15 protein-coding genes are annotated in these 14,382 nt (G+C 62.8%); 7 read left to right on the forward strand and 8 right to left on the reverse strand.

The window, feature by feature from the left end; genetic code table 11:
- Window positions 1-11: 11 nt before the first annotated feature.
- The 3 genes from U5A58_RS13615 to U5A58_RS13625 form a co-directional block, all read right to left on the reverse strand.
- On the reverse strand, window positions 12-1,346 hold the full coding sequence (locus U5A58_RS13615) for a glutamine synthetase family protein (protein WP_158760837.1): 1,335 nt from the start codon (window positions 1,344-1,346) through the stop codon (window positions 12-14).
- A 31-nt stretch (window positions 1,347-1,377) separates the two neighbouring features.
- Window positions 1,378-2,187, reverse strand: coding sequence for a gamma-glutamyl-gamma-aminobutyrate hydrolase family protein (locus U5A58_RS13620; protein ID WP_321961800.1), 810 nt, complete (start codon window positions 2,185-2,187; stop codon window positions 1,378-1,380).
- A gap of 279 nt (window positions 2,188-2,466) precedes the next feature.
- Complete coding sequence (locus U5A58_RS13625) at window positions 2,467-2,691, reverse strand: hypothetical protein (RefSeq protein WP_236596917.1); 225 nt, start codon at window positions 2,689-2,691, stop codon at window positions 2,467-2,469.
- Window positions 2,692-3,113: 422 nt separating this feature from the next.
- On the opposite strand from U5A58_RS13625, the gene U5A58_RS13630 reads away from it, so the two are divergent.
- Both U5A58_RS13630 and U5A58_RS13635 read left to right on the forward strand, forming a co-directional pair.
- Window positions 3,114-3,683 carry a cupin domain-containing protein gene (locus U5A58_RS13630; RefSeq protein WP_321911638.1) on the forward strand — a complete coding sequence of 190 codons (570 nt, stop codon included), beginning with the start codon at window positions 3,114-3,116 and terminating at the stop codon, window positions 3,681-3,683.
- A gap of 80 nt (window positions 3,684-3,763) precedes the next feature.
- Window positions 3,764-5,254 carry an aldehyde dehydrogenase gene (locus U5A58_RS13635; RefSeq protein ID WP_321961801.1) on the forward strand — a complete coding sequence of 497 codons (1,491 nt, stop codon included), beginning with the start codon at window positions 3,764-3,766 and terminating at the stop codon, window positions 5,252-5,254.
- A 6-nt stretch (window positions 5,255-5,260) separates the two neighbouring features.
- Here the strand turns inward: U5A58_RS13635 and U5A58_RS13640 are convergent, their stop codons facing one another.
- The gene (locus tag U5A58_RS13640; RefSeq protein WP_321911636.1) at window positions 5,261-5,704 is read right to left on the reverse strand and encodes a MarR family transcriptional regulator; all 444 of its coding nucleotides are present in this window, start codon (window positions 5,702-5,704) and stop codon (window positions 5,261-5,263) included.
- A 234-nt stretch (window positions 5,705-5,938) separates the two neighbouring features.
- Between U5A58_RS13640 and U5A58_RS13645 the strand changes: the two genes are divergently transcribed.
- The 3 genes from U5A58_RS13645 (at window position 5,939) to U5A58_RS13655 (ending at window position 8,704) form a co-directional block, all read left to right on the forward strand.
- Window positions 5,939-7,426, forward strand: a complete 1,488-nt coding sequence (locus U5A58_RS13645) for a DHA2 family efflux MFS transporter permease subunit (RefSeq protein ID WP_321961938.1) — start codon at window positions 5,939-5,941, stop codon at window positions 7,424-7,426.
- 69 nt (window positions 7,427-7,495) lie between these two features.
- The gene (locus U5A58_RS13650) at window positions 7,496-8,437 is read left to right on the forward strand and encodes an AEC family transporter (RefSeq protein WP_321961802.1); all 942 of its coding nucleotides are present in this window, start codon (window positions 7,496-7,498) and stop codon (window positions 8,435-8,437) included.
- A 63-nt stretch (window positions 8,438-8,500) separates the two neighbouring features.
- Window positions 8,501-8,704 (forward strand): glycine zipper 2TM domain-containing protein, encoded by a 204-nt coding sequence (locus tag U5A58_RS13655; RefSeq protein WP_321961803.1) that lies wholly within the window; start codon window positions 8,501-8,503, stop codon window positions 8,702-8,704.
- A gap of 85 nt (window positions 8,705-8,789) precedes the next feature.
- Here the strand turns inward: U5A58_RS13655 and U5A58_RS13660 are convergent, their stop codons facing one another.
- On the reverse strand, window positions 8,790-9,065 hold the full coding sequence (locus U5A58_RS13660; RefSeq protein ID WP_321961804.1) for a hypothetical protein: 276 nt from the start codon (window positions 9,063-9,065) through the stop codon (window positions 8,790-8,792).
- Between the two features lie 220 nt (window positions 9,066-9,285).
- Between U5A58_RS13660 and U5A58_RS13665 the strand changes: the two genes are divergently transcribed.
- Entirely contained in the window at window positions 9,286-10,020 is a 735-nt protein-coding gene (locus U5A58_RS13665; RefSeq protein WP_321961805.1) for an acetoacetate decarboxylase, read from the forward strand.
- Between the two features lie 12 nt (window positions 10,021-10,032).
- Here U5A58_RS13665 and U5A58_RS13670 read toward each other — a convergent pair whose 3' ends face one another.
- The 3 genes from U5A58_RS13670 to U5A58_RS13680 all read right to left on the reverse strand — a co-directional run bounded on the left by U5A58_RS13670 (window position 10,033) and on the right by U5A58_RS13680 (window position 13,209).
- Window positions 10,033-10,878, reverse strand: coding sequence for a carbohydrate ABC transporter permease (locus tag U5A58_RS13670; protein ID WP_091995905.1), 846 nt, complete (start codon window positions 10,876-10,878; stop codon window positions 10,033-10,035).
- Complete coding sequence (locus U5A58_RS13675; protein WP_321961806.1) at window positions 10,875-11,780, reverse strand: sugar ABC transporter permease; 906 nt, start codon at window positions 11,778-11,780, stop codon at window positions 10,875-10,877. The genes U5A58_RS13670 and U5A58_RS13675 overlap by 4 nt, the downstream gene beginning before the upstream one ends.
- 196 nt (window positions 11,781-11,976) lie before the next feature.
- A complete protein-coding gene (locus tag U5A58_RS13680; RefSeq protein ID WP_321911626.1) occupies window positions 11,977-13,209 on the reverse strand; it encodes a sugar ABC transporter substrate-binding protein in 1,233 nt (410 codons plus the stop codon).
- A gap of 348 nt (window positions 13,210-13,557) precedes the next feature.
- On the opposite strand from U5A58_RS13680, the gene U5A58_RS13685 reads away from it, so the two are divergent.
- Window positions 13,558-14,340 carry an SDR family oxidoreductase gene (locus U5A58_RS13685; protein WP_321961807.1) on the forward strand — a complete coding sequence of 261 codons (783 nt, stop codon included), beginning with the start codon at window positions 13,558-13,560 and terminating at the stop codon, window positions 14,338-14,340.
- The last annotated feature ends 42 nt before the right edge of the window (window positions 14,341-14,382 follow it).

Below are 14,382 nucleotides of genomic sequence, written 5' to 3' on the forward strand. Positions count from 1 at the left end.
TCTCCTTTCGTTTACACGTGCAGCAGCAGGTGCTTGCGTTCCCACGAACTGATCACGCGGAAATACGCTTCGTATTCGGTTTCTTTCAGCGCGAGGTAGGCGCGCACGAACTTCTCGCCCAGGATGCCCATGAGCGGTTCGCTCGCGCTCATCAACGTGAGGCCTTCTTCCAGATTGCGCGGCAACTGGTAGGGCAGCGAATAGCCGTCGCTCACGAGCGGTTCCGTGGGCTTGAGGTGCTGCGTCATGCCCAGATAGCCGGCCGCGAGCGTCGCGGCGATCGCGAGGTACGGATTGGTGTCCACGCCCGGGATGCGGTTTTCCACCCGGCGTGCAGCCGGCGACGAGTACGGCACGCGAAAGCCAACGGTGCGGTTGTCGTAGCCCCACGCCACGTTGATCGGTGCGGCCATGAAACGCGACAGGCGGCGATACGAGTTGATGTACGGCGCGAAGATCGGCATGAGCGCAGGCGTGTACTTTTGCTGTCCGGCGATATACGCGTAGAACATGTCCGTCGGTTTGCCGTCCGAGCCCGTGAAGAGGTTCTGGCCGCTTTCCGCCGAGACGAGGCTCTGGTGGATGTGCATGGCCGAGCCCGGCTCGTTCTCCATGGGCTTCGCCATGAAGGTGGCGTACATGTGGTGGCGCAGTGCCGCTTCACGCACCGTGCGCTTGAAGAGGAACACGCGGTCGGCGAGGTTGAGCGGATCGCCGTGCAGGAAGTTGATCTCCATCTGCGCCGCGCCCACTTCGTGAATGAGCGTATCGACTTCGAGGCCCTGAATATCGCAGTACTCGTAGATGTCTTCGAAGAGCGGATCGAACTCGTTCACCGCTTCGATCGAATACGCCTGGCGGCCCGTTTCCGGACGGCCCGTGCGGCCGATCGGCGGCGTGAGCGGAATGTCCGGGTCCTTGTTCATGTCGACGAGATAGAACTCGAGTTCCGGCGCAATGACGGGCTTCCAGCCCTTTGCCTCGTAGAGTTCGAGCACGCGGCGCAGCACGCGGCGCGGCGAGATTTCAACGGGCGAGCCGTCGAAGTGCACGCAGTCGTGGATCACCTGTGCGGTGGGATCGATGGCCCACGGAATGATGCGGATCGTCGAGGGATCGGGCACGCACACCATGTCGGGATCGGTGACGCCGGTGAGGCTGCCGTCTTCGGGGTAGTCGCCCGTCACGGTCTGGATCATCACGGCTTGCGGCAAGCGCATCGATTCACCCGATTCGAACTTGCTGCGCGGGATGATCTTGCCGCGCGCAATGCCCGCCATGTCGGGGATGATCGCTTCGATTTCGGTGATGTGGTGCTTTTTCAGGAATTCGTCGATTTCATGCATGATCTTTCTCTCTGTTCTGTAAGGGCCGGCATCAGGCGTGGGCGGCGCGTGGCGCGTGCGCCACGTCGTGTCCGGCCCCGCCCGGTATTCGGGCCAGCATGTGGTTGCGGCAGGCCTCGCCGAACGCGTGGAAGATGGCGGTGGAGAGCGCGTCGTCGGCGTGTTTCCACTCGGGGTGCCATTGCACGCCAAGCGCGAAACTGTGCGCGTTCGCCACGCTCACGGCTTCGATCAGGCCGTCGGGTGCGAATGCCTCGGCCACGAGGCCCGCACCCAGCCGCTCGATGCCCTGGCCGTGCAGTGAATTCACGCGTGCTTCGCGTGCGCCGCCCGCGAGCCGTTGCAGCAGACCGCCTTCCACGAGCTTCAACGCGTGCGCCGGACCGTATTGCGTGTCGAGCGGATCGTCCTTGTTCTCGCGATGGTCGTCGTAGCGTGCAACGTTATGCACCTGCTGATGCAGCGTGCCGCCGAACACCACGTTCATCTCCTGGAAGCCGCGGCAGATGGCGAGCACCGGCACGCCCGCCTCGATCGCGGCGCGCATGAGCGGCAGCGTGGTGGAGTCGCGAGCCGGGTCGTGCAGCGTGCCGGCTTCGCTCGCCGGGCCGCCATAACGATGCGGCTCGACGTTCGAATAGCTGCCAGTAAAAAGCAGTCCATCCACGGCTTCGAGAATGTCGGACGCAGCCTGCCGCTCGCCAAGGGCGGGCAGCACGAAGGCGAGCGCGCCTGCGCCATCCACCGCTGCGGCGATGTACTTCTCGCCGGCAACGTGTGATGCGTGCGCTCCCATCATCGTGCGGTCGGCGGTGACGCCAACTAATGGTCTGGTTCGCATGACTAATGATTCGCTTGCTTGCCCGTGCGGCAAATATGAATGCGACGGGCGTGACATGACCTTGCAGCCTTGCGGGACGCAAAACTACAAACCCTGTGTGCTCCGCGCGAGCGACGCTAACGTATGGCGCTGCGCGTGGAGATCATGTAGGCGGTTCGCTTCTTGCCGTTGTGAGGCGCGACTGTGTTCAGGCGTGCACAGCTACATCGTGCAGGCGCGACGAAACACCTCGCGACCCAACGACGGCGAAGAAAACGAACAGCGCAGCAACGAGAGGCGCTAGGGCAGGAGCGACGCGACTTCGTCCGTGTGGACGGCAATGAAGGCGCGTGCGGAGACCGAGTTGTGACGCCGCACAGAGCGGCGGGAAAGGATCGTGAAGACGGACAGGAACAGGCGAGAGGCAAGCCTGCCGCTACTGCCGTCGGCGATGGCGGTGCAGTCACTGCGAAGACACCTCGCATGACTACGATCCCACCTCACCAGAGGGCCACGGACTCTCACAATAACACTCGACTGGTTGCGTTGAAAAAGACGTTTGGTCCAAGCATTCGAGGTTGTCAATTTGAGCGAAGCTTTAAACATTGAGCGACTTCGATGTATTGCTTTCCAAACTCAGCCGACTCGCTATGTTTCTCGCATAAAACGCGGTTTTTTGCGTTGCAACGCGGCAGAAACGATGCAGTGTTCGACCTGTGGTTCAGCATATACGAGCCAAAAAGGGCGTCAATTATTTTTTCAAGTTTTTGATGTCAGCACTTTCCCCGAGGGCCTCGAGAAATAGCACGCTGTGCGAAATATTGGCCCCTGTCCTTATATTTCGAATAACTTACAGGGGTTTGTACTGACGCAAAATAAAGCAAACTGATTAGAATATTCAACACGTCCACCGCGTCACCTGCACGCCCTGCTAACGGTCCTTCATCGTGTCCGAGTCTGCCTCTGTTTCATCCGAAGTCGCCACGCGTCTGCGCTACGTTCGCAAACGCTATGGTTTGTCGCAGCGCGAACTCGCCAAGCGTGCGGGTGTGACCAATGGCGCGATCTCGCTGATCGAGCAAAGTCGCGTCAGCCCGTCCGTCGGTTCGCTCAAGAAGCTGCTCGAATGCATTCCGATGAGCCTTGCCGAATTCTTCACATTTGATCTGAGCGAGGGGACAGAAGTCGTGTCGCGGCGCGGCGAAATGCCGAACCTCGGCAACGAGTCGATCGAGTTCTATCTGGCCGGCGCGAGCATGAAGGACCGCAACATGGGCATCATGCGCGAGGTCTATCAGCCGCTGGCCGACACTGGCCCCGAAATGCTGGTGCATGCGGGGCACGAAGGCGGCGTGGTGGTCGCCGGGCAGCTCGAGCTGACCGTGGAAGGCACGACCTGGCTGCTCGACCCCGGAGACAGCTACTACTTCGAAAGCCGCTTCCCGCACCGGTTTCGCAATCCCAGCGCGAACGAAGTCTGCGAAGTGGTGTCGGCCAATTCGCCGCCCACCTTCTGACTCCCTGATCGCGCGAACCCGTTTCACCTCGCGCCGCGGTGCGGCGCGCAAGGTGGATCGCAAATCATTGAGGCATCCTGATGGAAAAGAAAACTCTCGCTTATTGGCAGGACAAGGCCGCGACGCTATCGATCGAAGGCCGTGCATTCATCGACGGCACGTACCGTGACGCGTATTCGGGCCGCACGTTCGACTGTGTGAGCCCGATCGACGGCCGGGTGCTCGCAAGCGTCGCCGATTGCGGCGCAGCCGATGTCGACGCCGCGGTAGGCGCCGCGCGCCGCGCGTTCGACGAAGGTGTATGGGCAGGCCTGAATCCGCGTGCGCGCAAGGCCGTATTGCTGCGCTGGGCTGCGCTCATGCGCGAACATCTCGACGAACTGGCATTGCTCGAAACGCTCGATGCAGGCAAGCCGATTGGCGACACGACCACCGTAGACGTGCCGGGTGCCGCCTACTGCGTGGAATGGTTCGCTGAAGCCATCGACAAGGTCGGCGGCGAAGTCGTGCCCGCCGATCATCATCTCGTGGGCCTCGTCACGCGCGAACCCATCGGCGTGGTAGCCGCGGTCGTGCCGTGGAATTTCCCGATCCTGATGGCTTCGTGGAAGTTCGGCCCTGCGCTCGCCGCGGGCAATAGCGTCGTCCTCAAGCCTTCGGAGAAGTCGCCGCTCACGGCCATTCGCGTGGCGCAGCTTGCGCACGAGGCGGGCATTCCTGCGGGCGTGTTCAACGTGCTGCCGGGCGGCGGGGAGCCTGGGAAGCTGCTCGGCCTGCATCGCGACGTGGACTGCATTGCGTTCACCGGATCGACGAACGTGGGCAAGCAGATCATGCAGTACGCAGGGCAGTCGAACCTCAAGCGCGTGTGGCTCGAACTGGGCGGCAAGTCGCCCAATATCGTGCTGCACGATTGCCCGGATCTCGACCGTGCCGCAAACGCAGCGGCAGGCGCCATTTTCTACAACATGGGCGAGATGTGCACGGCGGGCTCGCGCCTGCTCGTTCATCACGAAATCAAGGACGTGTTCCTCGCGAAACTTGTCGAGGCCGCGAAAGCATACAAGCCTGGCAATCCTCTCGATCCGCAAGTGTCGATGGGCGCGATCATCGACAAGATTCAGCTGGATCGGGTGCTGAGCTATATCGAGGCCGGCCGCAAGGATTCGAAGCTGCTGACAGGCGGTGAACGCGTGAATGCGGAGGGCGGCGGCTTCTACGTGCAGCCCACGGTGTTCGACACGCACCACGACACGAAGATCGCGCGCGAGGAAATTTTCGGACCGGTGCTCTCGGTCATCACGTTCAGCACGATCGACGAGGCGGTGCGTATTGCCAACGACAGCGACTACGGGCTCGCGGCGGCCGTGTGGACCGCGAACCTCACGCACGCGCATGAAATTTCGCGCCGCCTGCGTGCCGGCACCGTGTGGGTGAACTGCTACGACGAAGGCGGCGACATGAACTTCCCGTTCGGCGGCTTCAAGGAGTCGGGCAACGGCCGCGACAAGTCATTGCACGCGCTCGAAAAGTACACGGAACTCAAGTCCACGCTCGTGCGGCTGCACTAACGCGCGTTACCGCTCCACCAGCGCGCCGAGGTTGGCGCGCACTCGCTGCAGCATCGCACTGAACTGCTCAGCTTCTTCAGGCGTGAAGCCCGCCAGGGCTTCCGCCTGCACCTCGTCGCCCACGCGGCGTGCGCCCGTGAGCACGCCTTCCGCCTTGGGCGTGAGGCTCACCAGCAATTCGCGGCGGTCGTCCGGGTTGGGCGTGCGCTCGACCCAGCCGCCTTCTTCCATGCGCTCCAGCAGCCGCCCCGCGGATATGGGCGCCACTTCCAGCAGCTCGGCAAGACGTGCCTGGTTCATGTCGCCGTAGTGCGCCAGGTACGCGATCATGCGGCACTGCGCGCGCGTGAGTTCGAGCGATGACTTCGCAAGCTCGTCGTAACGTTTGCCGTAGAGCCGGCCCACGTCGACGACCAGGAAGCCAAAGCGCCTTTCGAGGTCGGTAGTCATCGCGCGATTATACGGGCGTGTGGCTTGCGCCTTCGCGCGAGCGTCCTCCGGCTGTCGATACCGATTGCGTCCACAGGTGCGAGTCGTATAATAAGCAGGCTTATTAATTCGACGCGCTCCGCCCCCAATCTAAGACAGCCGCAAGACAACCGCACGATGACCGCAGTCATGCAGGACGGTTCCGCCGCGCAGCATCGGGCGGAGCCGCGCAAGGAAGCCCCGCTCAATCGCGGCATGATCACGCTCTCGATCATGCTCGCCACGCTCATGCAGACACTGGACAGCACGATCGCCAATGTCGCGCTGCCGCATATGCAGGGCACACTGTCCGCCTCGCAGGACGAGATCACCTGGGTGCTCACGTCGTACATCGTCGCGGCGGCCATTGCCACGCCGCTCACGGGGTGGCTCGCCGATCGCTTCGGCGTAAAGCGCCTGCTAGGCGTGGCGATTGCGGGTTTCACCGTGGCCTCGGCGCTATGCGGGCTGTCCGAAACGCTCGGGGAGATCGTTGCTTCGCGGCTCTTGCAGGGCGTGTTCGGCGCGTCGCTCGTGCCGCTCTCGCAGTCCATTCTTCTCGACATCAACCCGCGCGAGCGCCAGGGCCAGGCCATGGCGGTCTGGGGCATGGGCGTGATGGTTGGACCTGTGCTGGGGCCCACGCTGGGCGGCTGGCTCACGGATAGCTACAACTGGCGCTGGGTGTTCTTCATTAACGTGCCTGTGGGCCTGTTCGCGTTCTTCGGCGTCTCGACCTTCATGCCCGCGCGTACGCCGGGCCGCACGCAGCGCTTCGACGTGTTCGGCTTCGCCACGCTCGCGCTCGCCATCGGCGCACTGCAGGCCTTGCTCGACCGCGGCGAGCAGCTCGACTGGTTTGGCTCGCTGGAGATCCGCGTCGAAGCGCTGGTGGCGGCGATTGCCTTCGCGTTCTTCATCGTGCATACGGCAACGTCAGGGCCCGGCACTTTCTTTCGCTACCAGCTGCTCAAGGACCGCAACTTCGCGACGGGCACGCTCTTCATTTTCGTGATTGGCGCGGTGCTCTACGCCACGCGCGCGCTGCTGCCGCCCATGCTGCAGAACCTCATGGGCTATCCGGTCGCCACCACGGGGCTCGTTACCGCGCCAAGCGGCGCGGGCACGATGGTTGCCATGCTGATAGCGGGGCGCATGCTGAAGCGCGTGGACGCGCGCGTCATGCTGCTGTTTGGCTTCGTGGTGTCCGCTTACGCGCTGTGGCAGATGATGCAGTACACGCTCGTGCTGTCGCCTTCGGATATCGTGTGGCCCGGCGTGGTGCAGGGGTTTGGCCTCGGCTTCGTGTTTGTGCCGCTTTCCGCGCTGACTTTCTCGACGCTTACGCCGCAACTGCGCGCGGACGGCACGGCCACGTATAGCCTCATGCGCAATATCGGTAGCAGTATCGGCATTTCGATCGTGCAGACCTTTGTCACGCGCGGCACGCAGATCGCGCATTCGGACCTCGCCGCGAACATCACGCCGTTCAATCCGGCGGTTCAACAGATGCTCGAAAGCGGTTCGCGGTACGATCTCGCCGTGCTCAACCAGTCGATCACGCAGCAGGCCCAGATGATCGCGTACCTGAACGACTTCAAGATGATGTTCGTGGCCACGCTGCTCGTCATTCCACTGCTCTTTCTGATCCGCACGGGCCCGAGCGCCGCCACCGTCGATACGAGTCACGCGGCGATGGACTAGCGCAACCGTTTGTCTTTCGTTTCACCCTGGCGCGCGGCACGTCCGCGCGCTTTGCATTCACGAATCCCGATGCTTTCTGCCGTTTCCATTCTCCTGCCCGTTTTCGGCCTCATATTCGCGGGCTTCGCCTGCCGTCGCACGAATGTACTCGGCCCCGCCGCGGCATCCGAGTTGAATCGCTTCGTCGTGTGGCTCGCGCTGCCCGCGTTGCTCTTCGATATCCTTGCGCACGCAACGTGGCATGAGCTGTATCAGCCTGCATTCGTTGCGGCGTTCGGTCTTGCCGGGCTCGCGGTGTTCGCGGCCGTCGTGGGCGTGCGCGTGTTCCTCGGCCGACCGCTCGCGGATGCGAGCATCGATGGGCTCGCCGCCGCGTATCCGAATACCGGCTACGTGGGCTTCCCGCTGTGCATGATCGCATTCGGGCGGTCGAGCCTCACGCCCACGACCATCGCGACGATCCTCGTGGTCTGCGTGCTGTTTGCCATCGCGATCGTGCTGATCGAAACGGGCCTGCAAAGCGAGCGGCGTCCGCACCGGCTCGCCATCAAGGTCGTGCGCTCGCTCCTGCGCAATCCGCTGCTGGTTGCGCCGGCACTGGGGGCGGTCGTTTCCGCCGCGCACGTCACGCTGCCTGCGAGCGCGGAAACGTTCCTCAAGCTGCTAGGCGGCGCGGCGAGTCCGTGCGCGCTCGTGAGCCTCGGGCTCTTTCTCGCCGAGCGCCGTGCGAGTGGCGACGCGCCGCGCGAGTCGTCGTGGTGGCTCACGGTCTCCAAGCTGGTCGCGCAGCCGCTTATCACCTGGTGGCTGGCAGAGCGCGTATTCGGGCTGTCCGACCAGCTCGTGGAAATCGCGGTGCTGCTCGCGGCGCTGCCCACCGGTACCGGCCCGTTCATGCTCGCCGAGTACTACCGCCGCGAGGCGCACGTGACTTCGCGCACCATTTTGCATTCCACGCTCGGCTCGCTCGTTACGCTCACGCTGATCCTGCTGCATCTGCACCACGGCTGAAAGCCGCCGCGGCACGATGCTTGCTGGCATGTAAGCCACAACCATCGATCAGGAGAATCGACGATGAACTGGCTACGTCGCTTAAGCGCCGCGCGCGCCTCACTCGTCATTACCGTCGTGTTCACTGCGGCTGGCACGGGAGCCTGCACGCTGGGCGGCGCCGCCGCGGGCGGCTATGTCGGCAACCGGGCCACCAACGGCAGCGCGGTCGGTACCGTTGGCGGCGCCGTGGCCGGCGGCGTGATCGGACATGAACTGAGCAAGTAGGCGAAGTCTCGCGCATGTCGAGATGTTGCGCCCCCACGTGCGTGCGGGGGGGCGCCGCGCGTCTGTCTGCAGCGAGACAGGTGATTCAATTAATCGATCGAAATTCCACGCAATTCAAATTGCGAAAAATGCAAACGGGAGTTTTTCGTCTAGCCGATGAAATAAGAATTTGAGTTATCTGAATGAAGATGAATTGAAATTTGCAGTCGTTCTGAATTAACCCAATCCCGTTGTGAAATGGCTGTGCCTGGCCAATATCAAGCACGACAAATTGCTGGACTCCGCCGATCTGGCTGGTGACCAGAGGGCCTGCATCCGGCATGACACGGGCGTGGGACGCGCCTGCGGTGCGCAGCGCCATGAAGCTTCCTGTCGAAGAACGGGTGTGCTTATTTGACGATCCTTAATCGTCATCAAACCGCATTTTTCTTTGCGAATTTAAAATATTTTTCTGATTAATGGTTTCGCGCGCACTGACAGATTTCTGTTTAATCAGGTGGCTATTTGTTCAATAGATTTGGCTAGTCTATGTGCGTCTCGTTTCAACCCGTCACTTCGACGCCAGCTCACAAAGGATACTCATGCAAGACGTAAGATCCAAGGCTTTCGCAATGCCGATCACCAGCCCGGCGTATCCGATAGGCCCGTACAAGTTTGTGGACCGGGAGTTCCTGATCATCACCTATCGCACCGACCTCGAACGTCTGCGTAAGGTCGTGCCCGAGCCGCTCGAGGTCACCGACCCGATCGTTAGCTACGAATTCATCCGCATGCCCGACTCGACCGGTTTTGGCAACTACACGGAAAGTGGCCAGGTTATCCCCGTCAGGTATCAGGGCCAGCCGGGCACCTATACTCATGCGATGTACCTCGATGACCATCCGCCCATTGCCGGCGGCCGGGAGCTTTGGGGTTTTCCGAAGAAGCTGGCTTCGCCCACGCTTGCAGTGCACTCCGACACGCTGGTCGGCACACTCGACTACGGTCCCGTTCGTGTCGCCACCAGCACGATGGGCTACAAGCACCGCGAACTCGACCTGGCCGAGCAGGCAAAGCGCCTTGCCGCGCCCAACTATCTGCTCAAGATCGTGCCGCATGTGGACGGTTCGCCGCGCGTTTGCGAACTCGTGCGCTACTACTTGAAGGACATCAAGCTCAAAGGCGCATGGACAGGGCCTGCCGCGCTCCATCTCACGCCGCACGCGCTCGCGCCCGTCGCGGAACTGCCCGTACTCGAAATCATCGAAGCCCGTCATCTGGTCGCGGACTTGACCCTGGGTCTCGGTGAAGTCGTGTACGACTATCTCGCGAAGTAATTCGCAGTCCAATTACTTCACCGCGCCAAGCGCGAGCCCCTTCACCATGTAGCGCTGCAGCCACGCGAACACAACCGAAACCGGCAGCGTCGCCGCGAGCGTCGCTGCCATGACGAGCTGCCATTCCACGGTGTATTTGCCGGCCACCATATCGGTGACCTGCACCGTGAGCGTCTTGTTCTCGGGCGAGCGGATCAGCGTATAGACCACGGCGAATTCGTTCCACGCGCTGATGAACGTGAAGATCGCCGTGACCACCACGGCCGGCACCGCGAGCGGCAGGAACACGCGGAACACGGCGCCCGTACGGCTGCAGCCTTCGAGCCATGCCGATTCTTCCAGATCGCGCGGCACGGTCTGGAAATACGACGAGAGCATCCACACGGCAAACGCAATGTTGAATGCGGCGTACGAGACGATCACGCCGATCTTCGAGTCGACGAGATTGCCGTCGCCATAGGGAATCATCGCAGCGAGCCGGAACAGGCCGACCACGAGCAAGATGGGCGAGAGCATCTGCGTGACGAGCAGGAACTGGCGGTAAAGGCCGCGCCCGCGGAACGGGAAGCGTGCGAGCGCGTAGGCGGCCGGCAGGCTCACAGCGAGCGCGAGCGCTGTGGAAAGACAGCTCACCACAATGCTGTTGCGCAGCGCGACGCCGAAGTTCGCGGCCTGCCACATGTCGACATAGTTCTGCCAGCGCCACTGCATGGGCAGCCAGCGCGCCGGATACACGAACACTTCCGAGGCCGGCTTGAACGAAGTGAAGAACATCACCGCGAACGGAAACAGCACGGCCACGACGAGCGGCGAGAGCGCGAGCCAGCACCAGATCGAGCGTTTGAGCTTGCGGTTCATGCGAGGTCTCCTTCGGCGCCGCCGCGTTTGGCCTGCAGGCGCAGGTAGACCACCGAGAACGCGAACAGGATCACGAGCATGATGAGCGAGACGGCGGCGGCTTCGCCTGGTCGTCCTAACCGGAAGCCGAGTTCGTAAAGGTAGGTGACGAGGATGTGCGTGCTGTCGTCGGGGCCGCCTTGCGTCATGACCCAGATGATCGGGAACGAGTTGAACACGTAGATCACGTTCAGCAGGATCGCCATGTTGATGAACGGCTTGAGCAGCGGCAGCGTGAGCTGGCGGAACTGCTGCCAGGCACTCGCGCCGTCGATGCGCGCGGCTTCGTAAATATCGCCCGGCACCGAGGAAAGGCCGCCCAGCAGGATCGTGGTCGTGAACGGTATCGACACGAGTATGCCCACGCAGATCTCGACCGGGAATGCATATTCGGGCGTCGCGAGCCAGTGGATCGGCCCGGAAACGAGCCCGAGCCGCTGCAGCGTGACGTTGACCATGCCGTAGTCGTCGTTGAACGCCCAGCGCCAGACCACGGCCGTCATCGTGAGCGACACGGACCACGGCAGCATGACGATCGTGCGCGCAATGCCGCGGCCGTAGAAGTCCTGGTTGAGCACGAGCGCGACCGGCACGGAAATCCCCACCGTGCCCACCACGACGAAGAATGTCCAGATCAGCGTGTTCCTGAGGGCACTCATGAACACCGGATCGCCGAACACGTTATAGAAGTTCTGCAGGCCGCTGAAGCCGCGGATCTGTCCGAAGCGCGATACATCGTGCAGCGACTGATACACGATGTTGAAGATCGGATAGCTGATGATGAAGAGCGCGAGCACGAGACTCGGCACGATCAGGAGCCAAGGCGCGCGGGGCGCGGAAACGGCGCGGGGTTGTCGGCTCATGCGATTTCGTGCGCGTGATCGGTCGGGGGCATCGCCAGCCGCTGCTGTGGCGGGCGAGGGCTTCAGGGGACCCGTAGTCATGTCGAATCGTCAGTGCTTCGAAACGTCGGTTCTCAGGCGTTCCGGCGCGCGCCGGGAACTTCGGGCGCGCGCCGGTTTTGCCGTTAAGGCTTGCTTGCAGGCTGGTTTGCCAGACTTACTTGCCGAGCGACTTGTTCGCTTCGGTGGCTGCCTGGTTCAGCGCATCGGCAGGCTTGGCCTTGCCGAGGTACACCGACTGCATGGCGTTGGTCACGGCCTTCGCGGTGTCTTCCCAGCCCGTCACGGTCGGCGCGAACTTCGCATGCGGCAGCAGTGCGATAAAGGCCTTCGTGTCGGGATCCTGGAAGACCGGGTCGGTCGCTTCAGCCTTGGTGGTCGGCAGGAAGCCTTCCGTGCTCGTGAACTGCACGCGCGGCTCCTTCGTGAACAGGAAGTCCAGGAACTTCCAGGCGCTCTGCTTAACCTTGGAGTTCTTGAACATCATGATCGAGTCGGTCACCGCATAGGTGGCCGGCGTCGTTGCAACCGGGATCGGGTCGATGCCGTACTTGATGTTCGGGGCTTCCTTCTTCAGCTGCTTGGCGAGGAACGGCGCCGAGATCATCATTGCCACGCGGCCCTGCTTGAAGAGGTTCTGCACGTCTTCACGGCTGTAGCCCGTCACGCCCGGCTGCGTAAGACCTTCGTCGATCATGGTCTTGTAGAGCGTCGCGGCCTTCACGCCAGCGGGCGAGTTGAACGCCGCCTTGCCGTCCTTGCCCACCACTTCGCCGCCGTGAGTCCACAGTGCGTAGTAGTAGTACACGTCGGTTTCGATTTCCTTGCCCTGCAGACCGAAGCCCGCAATCCCCTTCGCCTTGAGCTTCTTCGAGGCGTCGACCACGTCGTTCCAGGTCTTCGGGCCGTCCGGATAGCCAACCGAAGCCAGCATGTCCTTGTTGTAATACAGCGCGCGCGCCGAAGCGGCGATCGGCAGGCCGTAGGTCTTGCCGTTGATCTGACCCGGAGCGAGGAACGGACCGATGAAGCGGCCCTTGAAGTTCGCGTCCATGTACGGGTCGAGCGGCTCGGCGATGTCGTCCTTCACGAAGTCGAGCAGCCAGCGCGTGCCGATGATCGCAAGGTCGGCGTTGGCGCCGCCGGAGATGTCCGTTTGCAGCTTCTGTTGCAGCGAGTCCCAGTTCACGTCTTCGATCTTGATCGTGATGCCGGGGTTGGCGGCCTCGAACTGCTTGGCCATTTTCTCGAAGTACGGGGCGGTGGCGTCGCTGTAGTGGGCGACGGTCACGCGGACCGTGTCGGCGTGCGCCGCGGCGGTGATGCCGGCGAACGCTAGCGCGACGGCGAGCTTGCCGAGCATGGTGGTTGCACGTGCCTGAAACGACATTCTCTCTCTCCTTATCGATGGGAGTTGGCGCTTTAGCGCTTGGTCCCATCCCATGCGGGGTTGTTGTTGCTGGTGGTTTTTCCTGCTTATGCCGCCGCCTCGACCCGGCTGCTGGGTTGCGTTGTTTGAAAAAATCCTACAGGATGAAAAAAGCGTTGTCACCTGGTAATCGCGATATTGTTTCGGGTGCCGGAAATTGCATAACATGCTGTAAAACAGGGGAAATTCATGCGCCGCAGCAGCGCGGTGTGGTTGGTATAAACCCGTATATGGGCAACCGCGCGCCATTCGTATGTAGGAAATTTTCAGGCTTGCCGGCAAGACTGGCGGGCCTCATGGAGAGTCGACATGAGCCGGGTGGTGCTGGTGACGGGGGCGAGCGGCGGCATAGGCCGCGCGCTGTGCAAACGGTTTCTGGAAGCGGGCGACACGGTGCTCGCGCTCGACCGCGACGCGGCGCTCGTGGAGCAACTGGCGGCGGAATTCGCCGGACCGGGCGCGGCGCGCCTCGAGCCGCTTGCCGCCGACGTGAGCGATCAGGCCGCCGTGGCCCAAGCCGTGGCGCGCGGCGTGGCGGCGCGCGGCCCGGTGGACGTGGCGGTGGCGAACGCGGGTGGCGCGCTCGGCACGACGCTCGCGCACACCGACGCCGCGAGCTGGCGGCGCGACATCGACCTGAACCTGAACGGGACCTACTACACGGTCGAAGCCGTGCGCGCCTCGATGATCGAACGCCGGCGCGGCGCGCTCGTGCTGATTGGTTCGGTCAACGGCCTTTCGGCGCTCGGCCACCCCGCGTACAGCGCGGCGAAGGCGGGCCTCGTGAGCTACACGAAGGCGCTCGCGATGGAGTTGGGGCCGCACGGCATACGCGCGAACATCGTCTGCCCCGGCACGGTGAAAACGCCCGCGTGGCGCGCGCGTGTCGAGCAGCATCCGAAGATCTTCGAAGAACTAAGCAAATGGTATCCGCTCGGCGACGTGGCCACGCCCGAGGATATCGCCGACGCCGTGCAGTTTCTCGCCTCGCCGCAAGCGCGCGTCATCACGGGCGTGGCGCTGCCCGTGGACGCGGGCCTCATGGCCGGTAACCGGCTCATGGCGAACGAGCTGACGCTCGACCCGTTCTGAGGCGCGCACGCGACGCTTTGACCTGGTAAGACCTGAAAAGAC

This window comes from Paraburkholderia sp. J7 (genome assembly GCF_905220155.1).
Lineage (GTDB): Bacteria > Pseudomonadota > Gammaproteobacteria > Burkholderiales > Burkholderiaceae > Paraburkholderia.

What these genes read in the sequence shown, in the direction of transcription:
- U5A58_RS13655 (WP_321961803.1), top strand. Translation starts at nt 8,501, where the DNA reads ATGAACTGGCTACGTCGCTTAAGCGCCGCGCGCGCCTCACTCGTCATT.
- U5A58_RS13685 (WP_321961807.1), top strand. Translation starts at nt 13,558, where the DNA reads ATGAGCCGGGTGGTGCTGGTGACGGGGGCGAGCGGCGGCATAGGCCGC.
- U5A58_RS13680 (WP_321911626.1), bottom strand. Translation starts at nt 13,209, where the DNA reads ATGTCGTTTCAGGCACGTGCAACCACCATGCTCGGCAAGCTCGCCGTC.
- U5A58_RS13640 (WP_321911636.1), bottom strand. Translation starts at nt 5,704, where the DNA reads ATGACTACCGACCTCGAAAGGCGCTTTGGCTTCCTGGTCGTCGACGTG.
- U5A58_RS13660 (WP_321961804.1), bottom strand. Translation starts at nt 9,065, where the DNA reads ATGGCGCTGCGCACCGCAGGCGCGTCCCACGCCCGTGTCATGCCGGAT.
- U5A58_RS13635 (WP_321961801.1), top strand. Translation starts at nt 3,764, where the DNA reads ATGGAAAAGAAAACTCTCGCTTATTGGCAGGACAAGGCCGCGACGCTA.
- U5A58_RS13615 (WP_158760837.1), bottom strand. Translation starts at nt 1,346, where the DNA reads ATGCATGAAATCGACGAATTCCTGAAAAAGCACCACATCACCGAAATC.
- U5A58_RS13645 (WP_321961938.1), top strand. Translation starts at nt 5,939, where the DNA reads ATGATCACGCTCTCGATCATGCTCGCCACGCTCATGCAGACACTGGAC.
- U5A58_RS13620 (WP_321961800.1), bottom strand. Translation starts at nt 2,187, where the DNA reads ATGCGAACCAGACCATTAGTTGGCGTCACCGCCGACCGCACGATGATG.
- U5A58_RS13650 (WP_321961802.1), top strand. Translation starts at nt 7,496, where the DNA reads ATGCTTTCTGCCGTTTCCATTCTCCTGCCCGTTTTCGGCCTCATATTC.
- U5A58_RS13670 (WP_091995905.1), bottom strand. Translation starts at nt 10,878, where the DNA reads ATGAACCGCAAGCTCAAACGCTCGATCTGGTGCTGGCTCGCGCTCTCG.
- U5A58_RS13675 (WP_321961806.1), bottom strand. Translation starts at nt 11,780, where the DNA reads ATGAGCCGACAACCCCGCGCCGTTTCCGCGCCCCGCGCGCCTTGGCTC.
- U5A58_RS13665 (WP_321961805.1), top strand. Translation starts at nt 9,286, where the DNA reads ATGCAAGACGTAAGATCCAAGGCTTTCGCAATGCCGATCACCAGCCCG.